Origin of the sequence: Streptomyces sp. NPDC001980 (assembly GCF_040296885.1) — a bacterium.
Lineage (GTDB): Bacteria > Actinomycetota > Actinomycetes > Streptomycetales > Streptomycetaceae > Streptomyces.
Map to the genome: position 1 here is coordinate 42,811 of NZ_JBEOYD010000010.1, position 23,405 is coordinate 66,215.

General features: G+C 73.0%; 19 protein-coding genes. 13 read left to right on the plus strand and 6 right to left on the minus strand.

Translation table 11 applies throughout. From position 1 onward, the window contains the following. Positions 1–16 precede the first annotated feature (16 nt). Complete coding sequence (locus tag ABT137_RS17495) at positions 17–745, minus strand: RNA polymerase sigma factor (protein WP_351709367.1); 729 nt, start codon at positions 743–745, stop codon at positions 17–19. 130 nt (positions 746–875) lie between these two features. Between ABT137_RS17495 and ABT137_RS17500 the strand changes: the two genes are divergently transcribed. Beyond that, positions 876–1,439: a PadR family transcriptional regulator gene (locus ABT137_RS17500; protein WP_351709370.1), complete on the plus strand. Its 564-nt coding sequence runs from the start codon at positions 876–878 to the stop codon at positions 1,437–1,439. Between the two features lie 45 nt (positions 1,440–1,484). Here ABT137_RS17500 and ABT137_RS17505 read toward each other — a convergent pair whose 3' ends face one another. Then, entirely contained in the window at positions 1,485–4,259 is a 2,775-nt protein-coding gene (locus ABT137_RS17505) for an AAA family ATPase (protein WP_351709373.1), read from the minus strand. A gap of 423 nt (positions 4,260–4,682) precedes the next feature. Here ABT137_RS17505 and ABT137_RS17510 point away from each other — a divergent pair, with 423 nt between their 5' ends. The 12 genes from ABT137_RS17510 (at position 4,683) to ABT137_RS17565 (ending at position 16,839) form a co-directional block, all read left to right on the plus strand. Next, positions 4,683–5,636: a phosphate/phosphite/phosphonate ABC transporter substrate-binding protein gene (locus ABT137_RS17510; protein ID WP_351709376.1), complete on the plus strand. Its 954-nt coding sequence runs from the start codon at positions 4,683–4,685 to the stop codon at positions 5,634–5,636. Next, complete coding sequence (gene phnC / locus ABT137_RS17515; protein WP_351709379.1) at positions 5,621–6,433, plus strand: phosphonate ABC transporter ATP-binding protein; 813 nt, start codon at positions 5,621–5,623, stop codon at positions 6,431–6,433. The genes ABT137_RS17510 and phnC overlap by 16 nt, the downstream gene beginning before the upstream one ends. Before the next feature lie 4 nt (positions 6,434–6,437). Further along, positions 6,438–8,267: a phosphonate ABC transporter, permease protein PhnE gene (gene phnE, locus ABT137_RS17520; RefSeq protein WP_351709381.1), complete on the plus strand. Its 1,830-nt coding sequence runs from the start codon at positions 6,438–6,440 to the stop codon at positions 8,265–8,267. Between the two features lie 180 nt (positions 8,268–8,447). Next, the gene (locus ABT137_RS17525; RefSeq protein WP_351709384.1) at positions 8,448–9,260 is read left to right on the plus strand and encodes a GntR family transcriptional regulator; all 813 of its coding nucleotides are present in this window, start codon (positions 8,448–8,450) and stop codon (positions 9,258–9,260) included. Continuing rightward, positions 9,257–9,691 (plus strand): phosphonate C-P lyase system protein PhnG, encoded by a 435-nt coding sequence (locus tag ABT137_RS17530; RefSeq protein ID WP_351709387.1) that lies wholly within the window; start codon positions 9,257–9,259, stop codon positions 9,689–9,691. Before ABT137_RS17525 ends, ABT137_RS17530 begins: the two co-directional genes overlap by 4 nt. Beyond that, entirely contained in the window at positions 9,688–10,332 is a 645-nt protein-coding gene (phnH, locus tag ABT137_RS17535) for a phosphonate C-P lyase system protein PhnH (protein WP_351709390.1), read from the plus strand. The genes ABT137_RS17530 and phnH overlap by 4 nt, the downstream gene beginning before the upstream one ends. Continuing rightward, positions 10,332–11,459 (plus strand): carbon-phosphorus lyase complex subunit PhnI, encoded by a 1,128-nt coding sequence (locus tag ABT137_RS17540; protein WP_351709392.1) that lies wholly within the window; start codon positions 10,332–10,334, stop codon positions 11,457–11,459. The genes phnH and ABT137_RS17540 overlap by 1 nt, the downstream gene beginning before the upstream one ends. Beyond that, on the plus strand, positions 11,456–13,366 hold the full coding sequence (locus ABT137_RS17545) for an alpha-D-ribose 1-methylphosphonate 5-phosphate C-P-lyase PhnJ (protein ID WP_351709395.1): 1,911 nt from the start codon (positions 11,456–11,458) through the stop codon (positions 13,364–13,366). The genes ABT137_RS17540 and ABT137_RS17545 overlap by 4 nt, the downstream gene beginning before the upstream one ends. Positions 13,367–13,371: 5 nt before the next feature. After that, the gene (locus tag ABT137_RS17550; RefSeq protein ID WP_351709398.1) at positions 13,372–14,178 is read left to right on the plus strand and encodes an ATP-binding cassette domain-containing protein; all 807 of its coding nucleotides are present in this window, start codon (positions 13,372–13,374) and stop codon (positions 14,176–14,178) included. Beyond that, on the plus strand, positions 14,175–15,464 hold the full coding sequence (locus tag ABT137_RS17555) for an alpha-D-ribose 1-methylphosphonate 5-triphosphate diphosphatase (RefSeq protein WP_351709401.1): 1,290 nt from the start codon (positions 14,175–14,177) through the stop codon (positions 15,462–15,464). The genes ABT137_RS17550 and ABT137_RS17555 overlap by 4 nt, the downstream gene beginning before the upstream one ends. Continuing rightward, positions 15,461–16,303: an inositol monophosphatase family protein gene (locus tag ABT137_RS17560; protein ID WP_351709404.1), complete on the plus strand. Its 843-nt coding sequence runs from the start codon at positions 15,461–15,463 to the stop codon at positions 16,301–16,303. Before ABT137_RS17555 ends, ABT137_RS17560 begins: the two co-directional genes overlap by 4 nt. After that, positions 16,300–16,839 carry an HD domain-containing protein gene (locus tag ABT137_RS17565; protein ID WP_351709407.1) on the plus strand — a complete coding sequence of 180 codons (540 nt, stop codon included), beginning with the start codon at positions 16,300–16,302 and terminating at the stop codon, positions 16,837–16,839. The genes ABT137_RS17560 and ABT137_RS17565 overlap by 4 nt, the downstream gene beginning before the upstream one ends. 15 nt (positions 16,840–16,854) lie before the next feature. Here ABT137_RS17565 and ABT137_RS17570 read toward each other — a convergent pair whose 3' ends face one another. From ABT137_RS17570 to ABT137_RS17585, 4 genes are all read right to left on the minus strand, one after another. Next, complete coding sequence (locus ABT137_RS17570; RefSeq protein ID WP_351709962.1) at positions 16,855–19,179, minus strand: FdhF/YdeP family oxidoreductase; 2,325 nt, start codon at positions 19,177–19,179, stop codon at positions 16,855–16,857. Between the two features lie 603 nt (positions 19,180–19,782). After that, positions 19,783–20,622 (minus strand): carbohydrate ABC transporter permease, encoded by an 840-nt coding sequence (locus tag ABT137_RS17575; protein ID WP_351709410.1) that lies wholly within the window; start codon positions 20,620–20,622, stop codon positions 19,783–19,785. After that, complete coding sequence (locus ABT137_RS17580; protein ID WP_351709413.1) at positions 20,619–21,983, minus strand: ABC transporter permease; 1,365 nt, start codon at positions 21,981–21,983, stop codon at positions 20,619–20,621. Before ABT137_RS17580 ends, ABT137_RS17575 begins: the two co-directional genes overlap by 4 nt. Before the next feature lie 5 nt (positions 21,984–21,988). Beyond that, positions 21,989–23,320 carry an ABC transporter substrate-binding protein gene (locus ABT137_RS17585; RefSeq protein WP_351709416.1) on the minus strand — a complete coding sequence of 444 codons (1,332 nt, stop codon included), beginning with the start codon at positions 23,318–23,320 and terminating at the stop codon, positions 21,989–21,991. Positions 23,321–23,405 lie beyond the last annotated feature (85 nt).

Genomic DNA, 23,405 nt, shown 5'->3' on the forward strand with positions numbered 1-23,405 from the left:
AACGGTCCGTGATCCGTCAGGAGGCCGACGTGGTGCCGGCCGCCTTCCGGCGGGCCCGCTCCCGGGCCGCGTCGAGCATCCGGTGCGCCTCGGCCCGGCCGGCCCGGACCCGTTGCCCGGCGTCGGCGTGCGGGGCGTCGGCGGTGGCGGCGAGCGCGACGGCGAGTTTGGCCCGCCCCTGGCTGAGCCGGCTGCGCACGGTGCCCACCGGGATCCCGCAGGCGTGGGCGATCTGCTCGTACGAGGCGTCCTCCGCGGTGAAGTAGCGCAGCACCAGCGGCATGCGCAGCACCGGGGAGAGTTCCGCCAGCGCCGCCCAGAGCCAGTCCCGCACCGCGGTGCGCTCCAGCCACTGTTCCGGGCCGGCGTCCTGCGACGGCAGGGGCAGCTCGTCCATCGGCTGCACCAGAGCGGAGTACCGCAGCACGGACCGGCTCGCGTTGCGCACGATCATGCGCAGCCAGGCGCCCACCGCCGTCGGGTCCCGTACGTCCCCGATCCGCAGCAGCGCCGTCAGCGCCGCGTCCTGCAGGACGTCGTCGACGTCCGTCGCCCGTCCCAGCACGCTCAGCGCGACCGCCCGCATGCCCGCCCGGTGCCGCTCCAGCAGCACCCCCAGCGCGGCGACCTCGCCCGACTGCGCCGCCCGCGTCAGCACCGCGTCCTCGACACGCGCGCTCGCCGCGCCTTCCCGAACCATGAGATCCCGCTCCTGCCCGGCCGGGGCGTAAGCCACGAAGCCCACGATGTGCGTCCTCGGAGTCGATATTCCATCTCTGACATGTGGAACGTAGAAGCTCCGGCGACAACATGTCAAGACAGGAATGTGAGGCTCGACCTGTCAGAACTGGAATAAGAGGGCTAGAGTTGCGGACATGAGCCTTCGTCACGCCCTCTTGGGTCTGCTTGTCTTCCGCCCCGGCAGCGGCTACGACCTGCTGAAGATCTTCGACACCTCGCTCGGCCACGTCTGGCCGGCCCGGCAGAGCCAGATCTACGGCGAGCTGACCAGGCTGGACGCCACCGGCCTGATCACGGTGACCGACGAGGGCCCACGGGGCCGCAAGCAGTACGCGCTGACCCCCGAGGGGCACGCGGAGGCGCGGCGCTGGCTGGCCGGGACGGAGGAGCACCGGCCGCGGCGCAACCCGATGCTCCTGCAGACGTTCTTCCTCGGCCTCCTGCCCGCCGAGGAGGCGGCGGCGCGGCTCCTGCGCTACGCGGACACCGCGGCCGAGGAGTACGACGAACTGGTGGCGCTGCGGGACTCCGAGGCCTGGGACCGCGACGCGCTGACCGAGTGCGGCCGGCTCGTCCTGGAGTACGGCGTCCGCCAGCGGGCCCTGGAGCAGGAGTGGGCCCGCTGGGCGGCCGAGCGGCTGCGCGAGGGGCGCCGCACCGCGCCGGCCGGCCGGCCGGACGTACCGAAGGCGGGCTGACCCGGCCGGAAAGGCACCCGGGTGGCCGTCCCGGCTGCCCGCCGCCTACCCGTCCAGTCCCTCCAGCGCGTCGCGCAGAGCGGCGCGGGAGGTGACGCCCAGTTTCGGGAAGGCCTGGTAGAGGTGGGTCGAGACGGTGCGGGGAGAGAGGAAGAGCCGCTCCGCTATCTGCTTGTTGGACAGGCCCGCGGCCGCCAGGCCCGCGATCTCCCGCTGCTGCGGTGTCAGCGCCGGCAGGTTCCGGGCCCGCGCCGGGGCGCCGCAGGCGCGCAGTTCCGCGTCGGCCCGCTCGGCCCACGGGCGGGCGCCGAGCCGCCGGAAGGTCCGGGCGGCGGCCGCGAGTTGTTCCCGTGCCGGGGCCGGCGACCGGTCGCGGCGCAGCCGTTCGCCGTAGTGGAGCCGGATGCGCGCGTGGTCGAAGGGCCAGTGCTCGGCGCCCTCGACGGCCAGCGCCGCGTCGAACCCCCGTACCGCCTCCGCACCGCCTTCGGCGGCCAGCGCTGCCGAGCCGAGCAGCACCATGCGCAGCCGCGGTGACACCGCGTCGAGCCCCGCTTCCCGGGCCGCCCGGACATGTGCCACGGCCTCCTCGCGGCGGCCGGTGCGCACCGCTGCCTCCACCAGGTCCGGGATCACCCACAGCGCATGCCCGGCGAACGGCGCGAACGTCCCGGCCGGCGAGATGGTGCACACGTGCCGGTAGGCCGCCTCGAAGTCGCCCTGCGCCAGGGCGATCAGCGTCCTGGCGTGGGCGGCGTAGCAGCGGACGGCGTGGCCCCGGCGCGAGCCGGCCCACTGGTCCATCTGGTCGGCGAACCGGCTCGCGACCTCCATGTCGCCGCAGGCCGCGGCGGTGCAGGCCAGCACGAACTTGCCGGTCCAGGACCGCAGCGGGTAGTCGAGGTCCTCGCACCAGCGCAGGCCCTGGTGCGCCACCCGCCGCAGCTCCGGCCACCGGCCGGTGAACCAGGCGTGGCTGGCCCACAGGAACGAGGCCTGGATGGCCGGGAAGATGTTCTCGCCGCGCAGTCCGCCGCGGGCGGTGAGCAGCAGCGGCTCCTCGATCGCGCCGAGCCGGTCCGCGTAGGCGCCGGCCGTGGCGATCCGTACGATCCGCACCGGGTCCGGCGTGCCGGGCAGCGCCCGGACGGCGGCGTCGAGCCGGGCCCAGTCGGCCGGGCGGGCCCGGGCCGGGTCGCCGAAGGTGGTCCGCATCAGCCGCAGGGTGTCCGGGACCGAGGTGCACTTCGCCAGCGTCGCGTCGAAGTCCGCCCACAGCTCGCCCCGGCCGGCGTGCACGCACACCATGAACAGGGTGCTCAGCGCTTCGAGCAGGGTGGTGTCGGTGAGGTCGTACGGTTCGGGCTGCAGGGCGATCGCGCCGGACAGCAGGCGGTGCGCGGTGTCGATGTCGCCGTAGCTGTTGAGGAGGTGCAGCGCGGCGGCCACCGCGACCGCCGGGGACTCCGCGTCCGGGGCGGCCCGCCGGGCGTCGTCGAGCAGCCGGGGTACGTCGCGCACGCTGCCGGTGAGGTTCGCGCCGACGTACGCCGCCTTGGCCAGCCGCCGGGCGTGCCCGAAGCCCGCCGGGCTCAGCTCGGCGGCACGCACCAGGGCCGCGACCGCGTTCGGCCCGTCACCGCGGTGGGCGCTCGCCTCGGCGGCGTCCTCCAGCAGGGCGGCGATCCGCTCGTCGGGTTCGACGGCGGCCTGCGCCAGATGCCAGGCCTGCTGCTCGGGCACCTCGTGCCAGGCGCCGGCGAGCGCGCGGTGCACGTCGCGCCGCTGGTCGCAGGTCGACAGCTCCACCACGGCCGCGCGGATGAGCGGGTGCCGGAAGGCCAGCCGCCCGGCCCGCTCGTCGACCCGCACGAGCCGTGCGCGTTCCGCCGGGACCAGGTCCTCCGGGGCGCCCCCGCCGGCCGCCGCCCGGCGCACGACCAGCAGGTTGCCGCTGCCCTCCAGCGCGGCCACCAGCAGCAGGCGCCGGGTGACCGGCGGCAGTGCCCCGAGGCGGGCGGCGAAGGTCGACTGGAGCCGTTCGGTCAGCGGAAGGCGGGCGGGCAGGGCCTCGGACGCGATGCGCTGGGACTCGTTCAGCGCGGCCGGGAGTTCCAGCAGCGCCAGCGGATTGCCCTCGGCCTCGGCGATCAGCCTCCGCCGGACCCCGGACGCCATCTCCGGGAAACGGCGGCAGAGCAGTTCGTCGGCGGCGGCCTCGCCGAGCGCACCCAGTTCGTGCACGGGCAGCCCGCTGTGGTCGAAGAAACTCTCCTCGCCGAGCCGGGCCGCGCAGACCAGCCCCGTACCGGTACCGCCGAGCCGGCGCGCCACCTGCCCCAGGACGACGGCGCCGGCCCGGTCCAGCCACTGGACGTCGTCCAGCACGACCAACGTGGGCTGGTCACGGGAGAGTTCCGCGACGAGCGCCACCACAGCCTCGGCGACCGCGTCGGTCCCGGGCGCCGCACCCCGCTCGAAGCCGAGGGCCCCGGCGAGGACGGGGGTCCGCACCGTCCGCGACTGGATCTCCGGCACCGACGTCAGCAACTGCTGCAGCGCGCCGTAACTGACCTGCGCCCGGTACTGCACCCCCGCGGCCCGCAGCACCCGCAGCCCCGCGGCCTCGGCCCGGTGGACGACCGCGGCGAGCAGCGCGCTCTTCCCGACCCCCGGATCCCCCTGCAGCGTCAGCGAACCGCCGCCGCCCGGCCGCGCGAGGCCGGCCAGGAAACCGTCCAGCCGCTCCAGGTCGGTCTCCCGGCCGATCAGAGGTTCTTCGCCAGGAGGAATATGCCCGGCTGCCCGGCCGTCGGTCATGCGCGGCCTCCGGCCCGGCCGGTCCGCGTGCCGGGGACGCCGGCCGAAACGTGGACGCACTCCTCGAAGAACCTCCCCAAGGCCCGGGTGCGGTCGGCCCGACGAGCCGTCAACAGGGTGGGGACACCGCCGGGTTCGGGCATGGCGCAGGCTCCTGACGAGGGGTGCGGACGGAGATGTCCCATCATGCGTGACGGGACGGCGGTCGTCCGCATCGCCGCGGCCGGGGTGGGCGGGGCGTCCGCGCCGGTCTCGTGCGAGGTCTCGTGCGACCCGCCAGTCGTCCGGTCGGGTGGCGGCAAGAGACCCGTCGCGTTCGGCCGGTCGAAACCACGGCTTCGTCGCACGGGCACGGCCCGCCCACAGCCTGGCGACCGTCCGACGACGTACATCGCCCGCAGGGCGTTGAGGAGAAGTCACACGATGTCCTACCTTAACCGGCGCATGCTCAGTGCTCTCGCGGTCGGCGCCGCCTCCGTTCTCGCTCTGGCCGGCTGCGGCGAGAGCGCCGATTCGGCTGCCTCCACCACGGCGGGGGGCAACGGGGGCACCCTCGTCATGGCCGCCGTACCGTCCGAGAACGCGACCGACCTCAAGGCGGCCTACCAGCCCCTGATCAAGCTCCTGGAGAAGGAGACCGGCAAGAAGATCGAGCTGCAGAACGCCACCGACTACGCGGCCGTCATCGAGGGCCAGCGTTCCGGCAAGGTCCAGATCGCCGCGTACGGGCCGTTCTCCTATGTGCAGGCGGTCAGCTCCGGCGTCAAGGCCACGCCGGTCGCGGCCGGTATCACCGCGAAGGGCGCGCAGCCCGGGTACAAGTCCTACGGCATCGTGAAGACCGGCTCGTCCATCAAGGACCTGAAGGGCTTCAAGGGCAAGAAGGTCTGCTTCGTCGACCCCAACTCCACCTCCGGCTACCTCTACCCGCGCGCCGGGCTGCTCGACGCCGGGATCAACCCGGACAAGGACATCACCTCGGTGATGGCGGGCGGCCACGACGCCTCGGTGCTCGCGGTCAAGAGCGGCCAGTGCGACGCCGGTTTCGCCTACGACACCATGGTCGACAAGCAGCTGATCGAGAAGGGCCAGCTCAAGAAGGGCGAGATCACCACGGTGTGGAAGTCCCCGGTCATCCCGGGCTCGCCGGTGGCGATCAGCGACGACCTCGACGCCGGCCTGAAGAAGACGCTCACCGACGTCTTCCAGAACAAGGCCAACGCCGACTACCTCAAGGCCCACGGCTACTGCACCGGCAGCGCGTGCGAGGTCGACGACTCCGGCGACTGGGGCTTCGCCCCGGTGACCGACTCCACCTACGACGGCGTCCGCAAGGTCTGCGACGTCACCAAGGACAAGCAGTGCGTGGCGTCCTGACCCCGCCCGACGACGACTCGGTGGTCCGGTTCGAGGGGGTCGGCAAGCGGTACGACCCCGGCGTCCGCGCCCTCGACGACGTCTCGCTGACCGTCCGGGCCGGCGAACTGGTCGTGCTGCTCGGCCTGTCCGGGTCCGGCAAGTCGACCCTGCTGCGGCACGTCGACGGGCTCCAGCGGGCCACCACCGGCACGGTCACCGTGCTCGGCACCGACGTCGGCCGGGCCGGCGGCGCCGAACTGCGCCGGCTGCGCCGCCGGATCGGCTTCGTCTTCCAGCAGTTCCACCTCGTCGGCAGCCTCACCGTGCTGGAGAACGTCTGCACCGGGGCGCTCGGCCGGCTGCGCGGCCCCCGGCTCGGCCTGGTCGGCTACCCGAAGGCGGTACGGCGGGAGGCGCTGCGCCACCTGGAGCGGGTCGGTCTGCTCGACCAGGCGTTCCAGCGGGCCGACACCCTCTCCGGCGGCCAGCAGCAGCGTGTCGCCGTCGCCCGGGCGCTGATGCAGCGCCCGGAGATCCTGCTCGCCGACGAACCGGTCGCCTCGCTCGACCCCGAGTCCGCCGCCCAGGTCATGCGGCTCATCAAGGAGATCGGCGCGGAGGAGCGGCTCACCGTGCTGTGCAGCCTGCACCAGGTGGACCTCGCCCTGTCCTGGGGCCACCGGGTGATCGGGCTGCGGGCCGGGCGGGTGCTGATGGACAGCCCGGTGGCCGGGCTGACGCGGGCCGAGGTGATGTCCGTGTACGAGCGGCTGGGCGCCGCGGCTCCGGCCGTACTCGCCGAAGCGGCGGGCTGACGCCATGACCGTACGGACCACGGACACACCGGATATTCCTCACGCATCGGGCATATCGGGCACACCGAAGTCGCCGCCCCGGCCCGGCCCGGCCGCCCCGGCGGCCCGTACCCTCGCCCGGCCCCGCGTCGGCGGAATCGCCGCGCTCCTGATGACGGCCGCGCTGCTCGGCCTCGCCTGCTGGGCCTTCGCCGACCTGCGCATCAACGTCGCCACCCTGGTCGACAGCGCCTCGAACGCGGCCGACTTCGGCCGGCGCATGGTCCCGCTGGACTTCCCGCCGCCCGGCGAACTGCTGGAGCTGTGCGGGCAGACGCTGGCCGTCGTGGTGTGCGCGACCCTGCTGTCGGTGCTGCTCAGCCTGCCGGTGGCGGTGCTGGCGGCCGGCAACACCACCCCGCACCCGGCCGCGCGCTTCGGAGCGCGCGGTGTCATCGTGCTGGCCAGGGCCGTGCCCGACGTGGTGCTGGCCATCGTCTTCTTCCGGATCTTCGGCCTGGGCGGGCTCACCGGCGTCCTGGCCATGGGTCTGCACTCGGTGGGCATGGTCGGCAAGTTGTACGCCGACGCCATCGAGCAGATCGACGAGGGGCCGCGGACGGCGGTACGCGCCACCGGGGCCGGCCGGGTGCAGCAGCTGGTCACGGGTGTCCTGCCCCAGGTGCTGCCCGCCCTGGTGGCGCACGCCCTGCACCGGCTCGACATCAACCTGCGGGTCTCGGTGGTACTGGGTTTCGTCGGCGTGGGCGGCCTCGGCTACGCGATCGCGGAGGCCCTGGGCTCGCTGAACTACCGGCGCGGCATGGCGCTCGCCCTGGTGGTGCTCGTGCTGTGCGTGCTGGTCGAGCTGCTCTCGGGGGCGATCCGGCGGGCGCTGCTGCGGGACACGGACGTCGGGAGGGGGCGGGCGCGTTTCCGGTGGGCCCGGCGGCAGCCCCCGGTCCGCGCCCACACCGACGCCCACGCCCACGCCCACGCCGACGCCGACGCCGACGGCTCGGTCACCCCGGTCGGAGAAAGGGTCCGGGCGACAGGCACGGCGCCCGTCCCCGCCCGGATCAGCCCGCCCTGGACCGCGCGCCGTGTCCGCCGTACCGCCTACACGGTGGTGAGCCTGCTCGCGCTGGCCGCCTCCGTGCGCGGGGCCGGTCTCGCGCCGGGGCAGTTCTTCGGCGCGCTGGGCACCATCGGGCACACGCTCGGCCTGTTCTGGCCGCCCCGGACCGGCGGCATCCTCCCCACTCTGCTGGCCGACCTGTTCGAGACCGTGAAGATCGCACTGGCCGCGACGCTGATCGGCACGGTCCTGGCCCTGCCCGTCGGCGCGCTGGCGGCCCGCAACGTGTCCCCCTCCCCCGCGACGGCCGCCGTGTTCCGGACCGTCGTGGTCCTGGTGCGCGGCATCCCGGAACTCGTCCTCGCCATCGTCTTCGTCGTCGTCACCGGCCTCGGCCCGGTGGCGGGCGCCCTCGCGCTCGGCGTCGGCGCCGTCGGCCTGCTCGGCAAGCTGGTCGCCGACTCGCTGGAGGAGGTGGACCCCGGCGTGGAGGCGGCCGTACGCGCCACCGGGGCCTCCCGCCCGCAGGTCTTCTGGTCCGCGACGCTGCCGCGGGCCGCGCCCGCCCTCGTCGGTCACGTCCTCTACCAGCTCGACGTCAACATCCGCTCGGCGACCCTGCTCGGCATCGTCGGCGCCGGCGGCATCGGCTTCGACCTGCTCAACGCCTCCCGGGTGCTGGAGTTCGGGGTCGTCACCACGGTGCTGCTGCTGGTGTTCGGCACGGTGCTGCTCGTGGAGCTGCTGGCGGTCTGGCTGCGCCGGATCGTCCGATGAGCCGCCCAGCAAGCCGCCGCCCGACAGCAGCCGCCCTACAAACCGTCCGATAAAAGGGACACCAGGGGCAAAGGGCTCGCAAAGAACGCGATACAACTGTCCGGACTGTTCACCTTGCGGGTCGGGGCCGTTGGCCGACGGCAAGTTGTCCGGACGAGTTGGGCGACCACCGTTCCCGGTGTGAGTGCGACCAGGTATCTGGAGATCGCGGACCGGCTGGCAGCCGAACTCGACGGCTGCGCCCGCGGCACGCGGGTGGCCAGCGAGGCCGACATCGCGCGCAGGTTCGGTGTCGGGCGGGCGGCCGCCAGGGCCGCCGTACAGGAATTGGAACGCAGATTCGTGGTGCGCCGGACCCAGGGTTCGGGCACCTTCGTCAACCGCCGGATCGACTACGTCATCTCCCGCAGCGCCCCGCCGTCCTGGTCGACGACGATCGCCGCGGCGGGTGCCACACCGCGCGCCCTGGTCAAGTCGGTGCGCCGGACCACCCTCCCCGCCGACCTCGCGGAACGGTTCGAGCGCCCCGCGGGGGTGCCCGTGCACGAGGTGGTACGGGAGTTCTACATCGACGATCTGCTCGCCGCGTGGGTGCACGAGTGGATCCCCGTGGACGAGGTGCCGGACCTCGGTCTGGCCCTGCACGCCGTCGAGTCGATGGACACCGTGCTCCGCCAGCTGGTGCGGGTACGGCCGGTGCGGGCCTGGTGCCGGGTGAGCATCGACGTCCCGCCGGCGGAGGTGCTGCGCGCCCTGCGGATGGAGAGCAGCCAGCCCGCGTGGCTGGTGGAGAGCGTCAGCCGGGCCGAGGGCACCGGCACCGTCCTGATGTGCAGCCGCACCTGGACCCGCGCGGACGCCGTGCGCGTGGTGGTCGAACTGGACGAACAGCCCTGCGCCCCGGAGACGACAAGCGCAGCGGACCTAGAGGACTCAGAGGGCTCGGAGAACTCAGAGGGCTCAGAGGGCTCAGACGACAAGGAGAAGCAGTGACACACGTGGTGAGCAGGGAGCAACGCTGTGCCCTGCTGGCGGAGGCGGAACGGGAGGAGCTCGTCGCGCTGGCCGACGCCTGTCTGGAGGACGGCGCGGGCGTACGGGTGCTGGTGGCGCCCGAGGTCGGCTGCGTGACCGCCCAGGTGCGCGAGCCCGTGCTGGCCGAGCGGTTCCTGCTCGGTGACGTGCTGGCCTGCCGCGCCGAGGTGGAACTGGCCGGCCACCGGGGCTGGGCCATCCGGCTCGGCGACGACCGGGCGGCCGTGCTGGCGGCGGCCGTCCTCGACGCCGAGGCCCAGTCCGGCCGGCCCCGGGCCGCCGAGATCGACCGGCTGTGCGAGCGGGTCGCGCGCCGCCGGGCGGAGCGGGAGGGCCAGGAGTGGGCGGAGCTCGCCCCGACCGTCGTCGAGTTCGAGGAGCTGACGTGACCGTGGCAGAACAGCTGCCCCCAGCGGTGGAGACCGCGGAACTGGTGACCGCGGCGAAGCCGGCCCCCAGGCAGGCGCAGGGCGTGTTCCGCGCCGTGCTCGACGCGCTGGCCCGGCCGGGTACGACCACCCGGCTGCCCGTCGCACCGACGGGCCCGGTACCCGCCGCCCTGCTGCCGTTGCTGGCCCTCGCCGACCTGGGGACGGGCTTCTGCGTCCTGGAGCAGGACGGCACAGGCGGCACAGGCGGCACAGGCCGGTGGTCGGAGGTGGTGGCCGTGGCGACGAACGCACCCGCCGTACCGCTGGCGGAGGCCCGGCTGGTCGCCGCCGTACGCCCGGTCGCGCCGGACGAGATACGGCGGCTGCGCCGGGGCAGTGCCGAGGCGCCCGAGGACGGTGCCCTGCTGTTCCTGCCGGTGTCCGCGCTGGACGGCGGGCCCAGGAAGTGGCGGCTGTCGGGCCCCGGCGTACCGGGCGACCTCGTCGTCGCGCCGGACGGCCTGCCGGACGGGTTCGTCGAGGCCCGGGCGGAGGCGGTCGCCGGATTCCCGGCCGGAATCGACCTGTTGCTGACCGCACCGGACGGACGCCTGCTCGGCCTGCCGCGCAGTACGGCCGTCGTGGAGGAGGAGAACTGATGGGGTACTCGGGAGCACGTGGCGGCCTGGAGGCGATCCTCGCCGCCGAGGACCTGGTCCGCCACAAGCGCGACCACGCGCCCGTGCCGTGGGCGTCGACCGGGCAGATCACCGCCCGGTTCCGGCTGGCCGTCGACCGCGTGATGGGCGAGGCCGGGCTCTACGACGAGCCGACCGCGGCCGCCGCGCTGCGCCAGGCCGAGGGGGACACCCTGGAGGCCTCGCACCTGCTGCGGGCGAAGCGGTCCACACTGCCCAGGCTGGCGGTGAGCGAGCCGGTCGATCCGGACGAGATGACGATCCTGCGCCGGATCGTGCCGGCGTTCCGGAGCCCGGACGGGCCGCAGCTGCTCGGCCGTACCTCGGACTACACGGGCCGGCTGCTGGAACAGCCGGACGGCCCGCCGGAGCCGCCCGCGGAGCTGTCGGCGGAGCCTTCCGGGGAGGGGGTGGCCCGCACCGAGGAGCAGCGCCGCCCGCGCCGGTTCCTCGAACTCCTCCGCAAGCTGGAGCTGGTCGACGAGCAGCCGGCCCACGACGACCCGGAGCCGCACGACATCACCCGCAAGCCCGCCCGGCCGCCGGCCGCGCGCTCCGCCGTCCTCGCGGCGATGGCCCGCGCCGAGACCGGCGCCCTGGTGGCGCTCTGGTACCGCTCGATCCTCGGCCCGGACGGGGACGTCCACGAGATCACCCTGGGCGAGCTGCGACACGGCCGCCTGCCGCTGCGGGTCCGCCACCCGCACACCGGGAACCCGGTCGCCGTCGGCGAGTTCCGGGTCACCGAGGCCGAGGCCGTCGAGGACCTGGACGGCGCGGAGGAGGACCGTACCCGCTTCGGCGTCGGCTACGGGCTGTGCTTCGGGCACAACGAGCGCAAGGCGATCGCCATGGCCAACCTGGACATCGCCAACCGCCGGTTCGGCCGCAGCGGCCCGCTGGAGCAGCTGCTGCTGATGACGATCGACGGCCTCGACTCCGGCGGCTTCCTGGAGCACCTGAAGCTCCCCCACTACGTCACGTTCCGCTCGATGGCCGAGCGCAAGCAAGCCATGCGGGCCGCCGCCGAGGCGGGCGAGGAACCGCCCGCGCGGATCGCCGGCCCCGCGGGAAAGGACTGCCGATGACGACGACCACGGCCCACACCTCCGGAGCCCCCGGAACCTCCGGGACCTCCACGACTTCCCCGACCTCCGCGATCGGCGCGCTGGTCGCCGAGGCCGAGGCCGGCGCCCCGCCCGCCGGGCTCCTCGACGAGAACGCCAAGCGCGAGATCCGCCGTGCCTGCCTCACCGCGGTCTGCGTCCCCGGCTACCAGGTGCCGTTCGGCTCCCGGGAGATGCCGGTGGCCCGCGGCTGGGGCTCGGGCGGCCTCCAGGTCACCCTCGCGGTGATCGGCGCCGACGACACCGTCAAGGTGATCGACCAGGGCGACGACGCCGGGGTGAACGCCACCAACCTGCGCCGCCTCATCGCCGGGACCACGGGCTCCGCCGAGTCGGCCGACACCCGGGAGGCCACCGTCGTACAGACCCGCCACCGCGTCCCCGAGGAGGCCCTGGGCGCCCAGCACATGCTCGTCTACCAGGTCCCGGTGCCGGAACCGCTCCGCGGGGTGCAGAAGTCGGTCGCGGAATGTGCCCGCATGCACGCCGAGGACGACTACTCGGCGATGTGGGTCAGCCTGTACGAGGACATCGTCCGCAACGGCATGATCACCGCGAGCACCGGCTATCCGGTGCTGGTCGGCGGCCGCTACGTCATGGCCACCAGCCCCATCCCGCGCTGGGACGTGCCCCGGCTGCACCAGGCCGAGCACCTCAACCTCTTCGGAGCGGGCCGCGAGAAGCGGATCTACGCGGTGCCCCCGCACACCGACGTCCGTCCGCTCACCTTCGACGACGTCCCCTTCGAGGTCGAGCACGCACCCGGCGCCCGCTGCCGGTTCTGCGGCAGCGACGACGTCTTCCTCGTGGACTCCGGGACGTCGGGCGACTTCGCGTGCAGCGACACCGAGTGGTGCGCGCGGGTGCAGGACGGCGACGCCGACACGGCGGCCCACCGGCGCCGGGCGCCCCTGGCCCTGCTGCCCGACCCGGCGGCACGGGCCCGGCACGCCACGCCCGGTCCGGCGGAGCTCCCCTCGGCGCCACGACCGGCCTCGGCCCCTGCCTCGGCCTCGGCCTCGGCCTCGGGCCTGGAGTGGGCGCTGCGCGTCGACGGCATCGGCAAGGTGCACGGCGCCGGCGGAGCGGCGGCCGTCCCCGGCACCGGACCGGAGCACGGCACCGCGATCAGCCCGGCCACCGGCGCGGTGGTCGCGGCCTGGGACATCTCCTTCGACGTGGCCCCGGGCGAGGCGCTCGGCGTGATCGGCGAGTCCGGCTCGGGCAAGTCGACCGTGCTGCGCTGCGTGGTCGGCGACGAGCCGGCCACGGCCGGCCGGGTCCACCTGGCCGGGGTCGAGGGCGGCGCGGTGGACGTGCTCGCCCTCCCCGCCGCCGTACGCCGGGCGCTGCGCATCGACACGATGGCCGTCGTCTACCAGGACCCGGCCGCCGGACTCGACCTGCGCGTCTCCGCGGGCGGCAACATCGCCGAGCGCCTCACGGCGGCGGGCTGGCGCGGCTACCACGCCATCCGGCGCCGGGCCGCCGAGCTCCTCGACCGGGTCGAGGTGCCGCTCGCCCGCATGGACGACCCGGTGCACACCTTCTCGGGCGGCATGCGACAGCGCGTCCAGATCGCCAAGGCGCTGGCCACCGAGCCTCCCGTGCTCCTCCTCGACGAGCCGACCACGGGCCTGGACGCCTCGGTCGCCGCCGGAGTCCTCGACCTGCTGCGCAGCCTGCTCGCCGAGCGCGACGTCGCCGCGGTCGTCGTCAGCCACGACTTCTCGGTCATCGAGGCACTGACCGACCGCACCCTCGTCATGCAGACGGGCCGGGTGGTCGAACGGGGCCTGACCGACCAGCTCTTCCACGACCCGCACCACCCCTACACCCAGCGGCTGGTCGCCGCGGCCCGGAGGTGAGCCCGATGCACAGCCCGGTGCACAGCCCGACGACTGAAGCCGTTGTCACCGAAGCCGTACTCACCGAACCCGTTCTCACCGAAGCCGTTCTCTCGGTGCGCGCGCTGCGCAAGTCCTTCACCCTGCACAGCATCGACGGCCGTACGGTCCCGTCGCTGCACGGCGTCGACCTGGACGTGCACGCCGGCGAACACGTGGCGCTCGCGGGCCCCAGCGGCGCCGGCAAGTCCTCCCTCCTGCGCTGCGTGTACCGCACGTACCTCCCGGACTCCGGCTCGGTACGGCTGCACACCGAGGCGGGCCCCGTCGAACTCACCGAGCTCCCCGACCGCGCGATGGCGCGGCTGCGCGGCCGGGAGTTCGGCTACGTCTCGCAGTTCCTGGCGGCCCCGCCGCGTACCGGCCCGCTGGAGGTGGTCGCCGCGGTGGCCCGGCGCCGCGGACTCGACCGGGGCGAGGCCCGGGAGGCGGCCGCGGCGGCGCTCCGGCGCCTGAAGCTGGACGAGACGTTGTGGGACGTCGACTGCGGTGTCCTGTCCGGCGGCGAACGCCAGCGGGTGAACCTGGCCGCCGGCACCGTACAGCCGCCCCGGCTGCTCCTGCTCGACGAGCCGGTGTCCGCCCTGGACCCGGCCAACCGCGAGGCCGCGCTCGAACTCGTCGACTCGCTGGTCGGGCAGGGCGTCGCCGTCCTCGCCGTCTTCCACGACATGGACGCCATCCGCCGCCTGGCCTCCCGCGTGGTGTTCGTCCGGGACGGCCGGATCACCCACCAGGGCACCCCTGCCGAGACACTGGAGGAAGCAGCATGAGTACGGGTACGGGTACGGGTACCGCTACTGGTCTTGCCGAACCGGTCGCCCAGGGCTGGACGCTGGGCGCGCCGCCCGCCGACTACGTGCTGGGCCACGTCCGGGCCGTCCTCGCGGACCGGGTCCTGGACGACGCACTGGTGGCGGTCAGGGACGGCCGTATCGCCGCCGTGGAGCCGCATCCGGCGGGTCTGGAGGCGGACGTGGACGGCCAGGGCCTGCTCTGCCTCCCCGGCCTGGTGGACGTCCACAGCGACGGCCTGGAGAAGGAACGACTCCCCCGCCCCGGCGCCGAACTCCCCCTCGAATTCGCCCTGTTGTCCTTCGAGGGCAAGCTGGGCGCGGCCGGTGTCACCACGGCGTTCCACGGCGCGGCGTACGAGCAGAGCCACGGCCGGGGCCTGTCCCGCAGCGTGGAGACGGCCGAGCAGATCTGCCGCGCGGTGGAGGCCCGCACGAACGGCATGGTGGACCACCGCATCCTGCACCGCCTCGACGTCCGCTGCCCCGAGGGACTGGCCGCCCTGCGCCGCCGCCTCGACGCGGTCGACGGCGTCGCCCTCGTCTCCCACGAGGACCACACGCCGGGCCAGGGCCAGTACGCCGATCGCCGCTACTACGAGCAGTATCTGATGGGCACGCGGGGCATGTCCGAGGACGAGGCCCGCGCCCATGTGGACAGCCTGATCGAGGAGCGGGACGGCCGGCTCGACATCCGCGAGGAGGCGCTCGCCGACCTGGGCGAGCGGGCGACGGCGGGCCGTGTCCGCCTCCTCGGCCACGACCCCGGCTCGGCGCAGGAGGTGGCGGCGCTGCGCGAACGCGGCGGCGCCGTCGCCGAGTTCCCCACCACCCTCGCCGCCGCCGAGGCGGCCCGCGACCTGGGCATGCCCACCGTCATGGGCGCCCCCAACGTGCTGCGCGGCAACTCCCACAACGGCAACGCGTCGGGCCGGGACCTGGTCGGCCGCGGCCTGGTCACCGCGCTCGCCTCGGACTACCTGCCCTCGGGCCTGCTGGCGGCGGCCCTGCTGCTCGCCGAGGAGGGCCTGGCCACCCTGCCCGCCGCGGTGGGCCTGGTGACCGCCGGACCGGCCGAGGTGGCGGGCCTGCCGGACCGCGGCAGCCTGGCCCCGGGGCAGCGCGCCGACCTGGTCCTGGCCGCACCGGGACGACCGTGGCCGGTGGTGGCCGCGGTACTCCGGGACCGTACGAACGGAATCGCGGGCGGAATCGCAACCGGCATCGCGGCCGGAATCGCGGGCGGACCGGAGGCCTCGACGTGACCGGAAAGATCACCTGGCCGGTCCCCGCACCCCAGTTGCCACCCGCCGTCCACCCGGCCCTCGCGCAGGCGACCGAGGCCGCCGTCGCCGCCTTCCGCACCGCCCGCGAACGCTACGACCGCGCCCAGCTCGCCGAGAAGGTCCAGATGGGCGCCGACGGAACCCCGACGATGCGGCTCGACATCCTCGTCGACACCGCCATCGCGGAGGTGGTGTCCGCGCACCGGATCAACCTGCTCAGCGAGGAGCTGGGGAGCATCGACAACGGCTCCGCGGTCACGTTGGTGACGGACCCGGTGGACGGTACGGCGAACGCCGCGGCCGGCGTCCCGCTCTCCGCCTTCGCCGGAGTCATCGCCGTGGACGGCGTACCGGTCGAGGCCCTGACCTGCTGGCTGGACACGGGCCGCTGCTGGCACACGGTGGCCGGGCAGCCGTCTCCCTACCGCACCAGCGGACGCGAGCACCTGGACGGCGCCGCCGTCAGCCTGCTCCGCCCCCAGCGGCACATCGCCGACGCCTGGTGGCGGGTGGCCGAGCGGGCGGCCCGGATCCGGATCCTGTCGACCAGCTGCCTGGAGGCGGCCCTGGTCGCCGAGGGCTCGACGGACGCGTTCGCCGACGCGGGCTCCGACACCCACCGGATCGTCGACCTGGCGGCGGCGATGCTGACGGTCCCGGCGGCGGGCGGCGCGGTCATCGACGTACACGGCCGCCCGCTGGAACTCGACCCCGACCTGAGCCGCCGCTGGTCGGGAGTCGTGGCGGCGACACCGCGACTGGCCGAGGAACTGGCGGAGGCCATCCGCGGCGACCGTCTTGATCTGGAGGAATCATGAACACGCTCACTTCCGACCGACTGGCCGAACTCGTCGACGGCCTCGCGGGCCTCCCGTACGGCGGCGAACCGGTGGACCAGCGCACCCACGCGCTCCAGGCCGCCCACCTGGCGATGGCGGCCGGCGCCGACGACGAACTGGTGGTCGCCGCCGCGCTGCACGACATCGGCAGGGCGCGGCCGGTACGGGCCGACCACCCGGGTCTGCCGCACGAGCTGGCGGGCGCGGAGTGGGCCCGCCGGCACCTGGGCGAACGCACGGCGTGGGTCATCGCCCAGCACGTCCCGGCCAAGCGCTACCTGGTGGCCACGGACCCCGCCTACCGCGCCCTGCTCAGCCCGGCGTCCATCGCCTCGCTGAAGGTGCAGGGCGGCCCGATGGACGAGGAGGAGGCCGCCGCGTTCGCCGCCCACCCGATGGCCGAGGACGCGGTGGCGCTGCGCCGCTGGGACGACGCGGCGAAGGACCCGGAGGGCCCGGTGCTGGAGCTGGCGGAGCTGCTGGCGGCGTACGAGAGGTGCGTCGCCGCTTCCTGACCGGCACAGGGCGCTTCAGGAAGCGGCGGCGGCGGCCGGCCGGATCGTCGCCCGGATGTGCTTCATCAACGGCTGGTCGCTCTGTTCGCTGTAGTCGCACAGGGCGATCAGCACGTTCATCTCGGGCATGTACCCGGCCGCACAGCCGCGCGGCAGATCGTACGGAACGGCGAGGTAGCCGTTCAGCTCACGTGTACTGCCGTCCTTGGCCGTGCTCTCGATGTCCACCGGATCGAACTCCGCGATGCCGCGCTCCCGCATGTCGGCCGCGTTCATGAAGACGAGGGTGCGGAGGTTCTTGATCCCCCGGTAGCGGTCGTTGTCGGAGTAGATCGTGGTGTTCCACTGGTCGTGGGACCGCATGGTGCCGAGCGCCAGGGTCCCCGGCGCGGGTACGACGTCGGGCAGCGGCGCCGAGGAGAACTCGGCGAGCCCGGAGGGCGTACGGAAGACCAGTTCCCGGGCGGGCTGCCGGATCCGGAACCCCAGCGGCAGCCGTACCCGCCGGTTGAAGTCCTCGAAACCGTCGAGAACCTGGGCCATGGTGTCGCGGATACGGTCGTAGTCCTCGACGTACCAGGCCCAGGGCGTGGTGCTGTCGGGAAGCGCCGCGCGGGCGATCCCGGCGATGACGGCGGGCTCGGACAACAGGTGCGCGGAAGCCGGCTTCTTCATCCCCACGGACAGATGCACCATGCTCATGGAGTCCTCGACGGAGGTGCTCTGGATGCCGCACCGCTGATGGTCCTTCTCGGTACGGCCGAGGCAGGGCAGGATCAGCGCCTGCCGGCCGTGGACGAGATGGCTGCGGTTGAGCTTGGTGCTCACCTGGACGGTGAGTTCGCAGTTGCGCAGGGCCTCGTAGGTGGCGCGGGTGTCGGGCGCGGCGAGGGCGAAGTTGCCGCCCATGCCGACGAACACCTTGACGTCGCCGCGGAGCATCGCGTGGACGGTGCCGACGGTGTCGAGCCCGTGCTCCCGGGGCGGATCGATCTCGCACACCGCGGCGAGCCGGTCCAGGAACTGGCTGGTCGGCCGATGATCGATGCCGCACGTCCGGTTGCCCTGCACGTTGCTGTGCCCCCGCACGGGCGAGGGCCCGGCCCCCTCCCGCCCGAGGTTGCCGCGCAGCAACAGCACGTTGACGATCTCCCGCACGGTGTCGACCCCGTGCTCATGCTGACTGACACCGAGACACCAGCTGATGATGCTGCGGTCGGCGTCCCCGTAGATCCGGGCCGCACGGAGAATGTCGGCGCGGCTGATCCCGGACTGCCGCTCGATCTCCTCCCAGGACGTGGCCTCGCACACCTTCCGGTAGTCCTCGAACCCGCTCGTGTACCGGTCGATGAACTCCTGGTCGAGTGCCTTGGGATCGGACGTGGCCTGGTCGAGGACGGCCTTGGAGATCCCCCGCATCAGCGCCATGTCACCCCCGACGCGCACCTGGAGGTTGAGGGTGCCGGTGCGGGTCGAGTGGCAGGCCGCCATGTCCACGAAGTCGTGCGGGATGATCGTCCGTCGCGAGGCCGCCTCGATCAGCGGGTTGACGTGCACGATCTGGGCACCGCGTTTGTAGGCGGTGGCGAGGGCGGTGAGCATCCGGGGCGCGTTCGACGCGGCGTTCACACCCATGATGAAGAGGGCGTCGGTGGCATCCCAGTCCTGAAGATCAACGGTCCCCTTCCCCGTCCCCAGCGAGGCGGTGAGGGCCCGCCCACTGGCCTCGTGACACATGTTGGAACAGTCCGGAAGGTTGTTGGTCCCCAGCTCACGGGCCATGAGCTGATACAGGAAGGTGGCCTCGTTGCCGAGCCGCCCGGAGGTGTAGAAGGAGGCCTGGTTCGGACCGTCCAGCTCCCGCAACGCCCGCCCGACCAGCGCGAACGCTTCACACCAGCTGATCGGCCGGTAATGGTCCGACTCGCCGTCGTACACCATCGGCTCGGTCAGCCGCCCCTGGTCCTCCAGCGCGAAGTCACTCCACTCGGCCAGCTCACCGACGGAGTGCGCGGCGAAGAACTCCCGCCCGACCCGCTTCCGGGTCATCTCCCAGGTGACGTGCTTGACCCCGTTCTCACAGAGATCGAGCCGCAGCCCCTTCGTGTCGTCGGGCCACGCACACCCGGGACAGTCGAAGCCCTCCCCCTCGTGGTTCATCTTCATGATCGCCCGCGGCCCCTCGACGAGCGCCCGCTCTTTCACCAGGAACTTGCTCACGCTCTTGGCGGCGCCCCAGCCGGCCGCGGGATGGTGATACGGGTGGAAGAACGGCTCGCCATCAGGCCTGGGCCCCACCTGCTCCTCGGCCCCCGGCTGTCCCGACTCTGCCGACCGCATCCGCTTCTGCTCGTCGTGGGAGGTACTCACGGCTCTCACCCTTTGCCGGCGCGGGGTACACACCGCCGGGGCAGCGGCGTCTTTCCCATGCTAGGCAGGGTGATCCGGGCAGGCGAGGTGAGGCGAGCCGGGAGAGGCACACGACAGGCGCGGATCACTCTGTGTGAATACAGGGCCACGCCTGCCGTGAAACGGAGGAGCCACGGCGGGAGGTCGACGTCGTGGTCGGCGTTCGTGTAGCGGTACGAGTCGACGCGAGTCGCGATGACCGTGTTCCGCCAGGAAACGGCCTTCTGGATGCAGAGGGTGGTGTACTGGGGTATCCGGATCTGCTCCGCGAGGGCCTGCTGGATCGCGCCGCGTCCCGTGATGACACCGGGCAGGGGGACGTTCTGATAGGTGGCGTCCTCCGCGAAGAAGGCGGCCGGCTCTGCTGCGTCCAGGTTCGGCCACGCGGCACAGTACCGCTGGACGAGGACGGTTCCCGGGCCCGGTTCCAGCGCGCCGCCGGCCTCCGGGAACGACGGCGCCGCCGAGGCGGCCCCCGGCCGTGGAAGAGGCTCCGCCCGAAGGGGAGCCTCTCCTGGCTATTTGCTCTCCTGGCTATTTGACCGACCCCGCCATCACGCCCTGCACGAAGTGCCGCTGGAAGGCGAAGAACACCACCACGGGCACCACCAGGGACAGGAACGCACCCGGCGCCAGCACGTCGATGTTGCTGCCGAACTGCCGGATCTGGGACTGGAGTTCGACGGTCAGCGGCTGGGCGGAGCTGTCCGCGAACAGCAGGGCCACCAGCATGTCGTTCCAGACCCACAGGAACTGGAAGATGGCGAGGCTGGCGATGGCCGGCCGCCCCACCGGCAGCACCAGCCGGGTGAAGATCCGCCACTCGCTGCCGCCGTCCATCCGGGCGGCCTCCAGCATCTCCTTGGGCATCTCGGCGAAGTAGTTCCGCAGCAGGAACACCGCGAACGGCAGTCCGTACGCCACGTGGAACAGCACCACGCCGGGAATCGTGCCGAACAGGCCCAGTTGCCCGAAGAGTTTGGCGACGGGCAGCAGGCCGATCTGCACCGGTACCACCAACAGGGCGACCACCAGCAGGAACACGGGTTCGCGGCCTGGGAAGTCCAGCCAGGCGAAGGCGTATCCGGCCAGCGCGGCCACCACGACCACCAGGGTGGTCGCCGGCACCGAGATCAGCACGGTGTTCCAGAAGGCCTGGGTCATGCCCGAGTTCTTCAGCAGGGCCGAGTAGTTGTCGAAGGACAGCTGCCCGGGGCTGGTGAACGCCGTCCACCAGCCGCTGCTCGCCGAGTCCTGCGAGGACCGCAGCGAGGACAGCAGCAGCCCGGCAAGGGGGGTGAGCCAGACCAGCCCGACCACCACGAGGAAGGCCTGCACCACGGCGTTGCCCAGGCCGCGCCTGATCGCGTTCATCGCTGACTCCTCCGGAAGCGCCGGACGTTGAAGGCCATGGCCGGGATCACCAGGACAAGGAGCAGCACGCCGAGCGCGCTGCCGAGCCCCTGGTTGTTGCCGCCGCCGAAGGACACCAGCCACATCTGGGTCGCGAGGACGGTCGCGTCCTCCTGCACCGGCCCGGGCGCGATGATGTACACGAGGTCGAAGACCTTCATCACGTTGATGACGAGGGTCACGAACACCACGGTGAGCACCGGCGCCAGCAGCGGCACGGTGATGCGCCGGAAGATCTGCCACTCGTTCGCGCCGTCCATCCGGGCGGCCTCAAGGGCGTCCCGGGGCAGAGCGGCCAGCCCCGCGCCGATGAGCACCATCGCGAACCCGGTCCAGATCCACAGGTAGGCCCCGATGATGGCGGGCGTGACGAGGGCGGGTCCGAGCCAGGAGACACCCTGGTAGGGCTGCGCGAAGTTCGAGGCCGGCAGCTCCACCCCGTAGGAACCGGCCGCCAGTCCCGTGAAGCGGAAGGAACCGTCGGCGGCGGTGGTGGTGCTCGCGACCGCCTTGCCGTCGTCGGCGCGCACCGCCTGGACCTTCATCCGCGGCAGGCCGCTCTCCTTACGGTCCACCACACCGGGGCTGCCTCCGCCGCCCGGGGTGAAGTCCAGGTAGACCACCCCGCTCAGTTCGTCGGCCGCGGCCTGCCGCTGGGCCGCCGCGTAGGCGGGCTGTGCACCGCCCGGGAGGTCCTTCGGCGCGACGCCCACCAGCCCGAGCGACACCGTGTCGCCCGGCCCGAGGTTCGCGGCGGTGCGGTACGAGCCGTCCTTCTCCGCCGTGAGGTCCTGGCCGGTGCGGGCGCGGGCGGTCGGGTACTCGGCGGTGCCCTTGAACGCGTTGTGCACGGTGACCACGGCCGCGTTGAGCACGCCCTTGTGCGGGTCCTCGTCGTAGGCGAGCCGGAAGATGATGCCGGCGGCCAGGAAGGACACCGCCATCGGCAGGAACAGCAGCAGCTTGAACGCGGTCGCCCAGCGCACCTTCTCCACCAGCACGGCGAGGATCAGGCCGAGCCCGGTGAGCAGGGTCGGGGCCACCAGCACCCAGATCACGGTGTTGCGGATGGCCTTGAGCGTCGCCGGGTCGCGGAACATCTCCGTGTAGTTGTCGCCGCCGACGAACCGGGTGCCGGACGCGTCGAAGAAGCTGCGGCCGATCGAGAACAGCACGGGGTAGACGACCAGCGCGCCCAGCAGGAGCAGCGCCGGGAAGACGAAGAGCAGGGCGATGATCCGGCCACGGCGCCGGGTCCGCCGGGCGCGTTCGGCCTGCCCGGTGACGGGTGGTCCGGTCTGTGGAACCACAGTCGCGGTCACGGCCGTCAGCCCTTGTACGCCTTGGCCGCGGCGGTCTCCAGCTGCCCGGCGGTCGCCTTCGGGTCGGACGGGTCGGCGAGGAAGTCCTGCAGGATCTTCCACTCGCCGGCGCCCTTGGTGCCGCCGAAGGCCGCGGGTGCCTGGTCGGACATGTCGAAGCGGACCGAGTCACCGCCGCCCACCAGGGACTTGGCGATCTCCCGGGTGACGTCGTCGCTGTAGGAGGACAGGTCCAGGTTCTTGTTGGCGGACAGGAAGCCGCCCTCCTTCGCCCAGACGGCCGCGGCCTCCGGCGTGGCCAGGTACTCCAGGAGCTTCATGCCGGCCGTGGCGTTCTTGCCCGCCTTCAGCACGACCGCCGCGTCGCCGCCGCTGACCACGGGCGCCGTGCCGCCGTCGACGGCCGGGAACGGGAAGAACGTGGCGTCCGTGCCGATCGTCTTGCCGAACTGGTCGTGCGCGACGCCGGCGACGAAGTCGCCCTCGTAGACCATGGCGGCTTCCGGCTTGGGCCCGAAGACCTTCTCCACGGAGCCCGGGAAGTCGGTGTTGAGGGCCTCCTTCTGGCCGCCCGCGATCAGCTGCTTGTCCTTGAAGAGGGTGCCGAGCGTGCCCAGTGCCTTGACCACGGACGCGTCGGTCCACGGGAGCTTGTGGGCGGCGAGGGCGTCGTACTTCTCGGGTCCGGCCTGGGAGAGGTAGATGTTCTCGAACCAGTCGGTGAGGGTCCAGCCGTCCTCGCCGCCTATGGAGAAGGCGGCGAGTCCCGAGTCGGAGACGGTGTGCCCGTCCTTCAGCAGGTCGGCCCAGGTGGTGGGCGGCTTGACCCCGGCCTGGTCGAGGGCGTCGGGGCTGTACCAGACGGTGGACTTGTCGGCGGCCTTGAAGTAGAGGCCGTAGAGGGTGCCGCCGACACTGCCGTAGTTCTTCCAGACCGGCGCGAAGTTGCTGTCCACGGACTGCTGGGTGGTCTGGGAGAGCGGCTTCAGCCAGCCGCTCTTGGCGAACTGCTGGAGCACGCCGACCTGCGGGACCATGACGACGTCGGGGGCGTTGCCGCCCTCGATCTTGCTGCCGATGACGGTGGAGACGTTGTCGCCGGTGGACACGAACTGGGTCTTGGCGCCGGTCTTCGCGCTGAACGCGTCGAGGACCTTCTGGAAGCTCTTCAGTTCGTCCCCGGACCAGACGCCGGCCACGGTGACGGTCTGGCCGCTGAGCGACTTGCCGCCGCCGCCGGCCGAGACCGGTCCGCTGCTGCCTCCGCAGGCGGTGGCACCGAGCGCGAGGAGGAGGGCGGTGCAGCCGGTGAGCAGGGTGGTACGTCGTCGCATCATCGTTGATGTCCCTTCGGGAGAGCACGAGTTGAGCGGGGGGTCAGAGGGGGTTCAAGCGGGGGGTTCAGAGGGGGTTCAAAGGGGG

Excerpts from the sequence above, each read along its gene's own strand:
- ABT137_RS17570 (WP_351709962.1), bottom strand. The coding sequence starts at position 19,179 with ATGCGGTCGGCAGAGTCGGGACAGCCGGGGGCCGAGGAGCAGGTGGGG.
- ABT137_RS17510 (WP_351709376.1), top strand. The coding sequence starts at position 4,683 with ATGTCCTACCTTAACCGGCGCATGCTCAGTGCTCTCGCGGTCGGCGCC.
- ABT137_RS17500 (WP_351709370.1), top strand. The coding sequence starts at position 876 with ATGAGCCTTCGTCACGCCCTCTTGGGTCTGCTTGTCTTCCGCCCCGGC.
- phnE (WP_351709381.1), top strand. The coding sequence starts at position 6,438 with ATGACCGTACGGACCACGGACACACCGGATATTCCTCACGCATCGGGC.
- ABT137_RS17550 (WP_351709398.1), top strand. The coding sequence starts at position 13,372 with ATGCACAGCCCGGTGCACAGCCCGACGACTGAAGCCGTTGTCACCGAA.
- ABT137_RS17575 (WP_351709410.1), bottom strand. The coding sequence starts at position 20,622 with ATGAACGCGATCAGGCGCGGCCTGGGCAACGCCGTGGTGCAGGCCTTC.
- ABT137_RS17545 (WP_351709395.1), top strand. The coding sequence starts at position 11,456 with ATGACGACGACCACGGCCCACACCTCCGGAGCCCCCGGAACCTCCGGG.
- ABT137_RS17540 (WP_351709392.1), top strand. The coding sequence starts at position 10,332 with ATGGGGTACTCGGGAGCACGTGGCGGCCTGGAGGCGATCCTCGCCGCC.
- ABT137_RS17555 (WP_351709401.1), top strand. The coding sequence starts at position 14,175 with ATGAGTACGGGTACGGGTACGGGTACCGCTACTGGTCTTGCCGAACCG.
- ABT137_RS17585 (WP_351709416.1), bottom strand. The coding sequence starts at position 23,320 with ATGATGCGACGACGTACCACCCTGCTCACCGGCTGCACCGCCCTCCTC.
- ABT137_RS17565 (WP_351709407.1), top strand. The coding sequence starts at position 16,300 with ATGAACACGCTCACTTCCGACCGACTGGCCGAACTCGTCGACGGCCTC.
- ABT137_RS17505 (WP_351709373.1), bottom strand. The coding sequence starts at position 4,259 with ATGACCGACGGCCGGGCAGCCGGGCATATTCCTCCTGGCGAAGAACCT.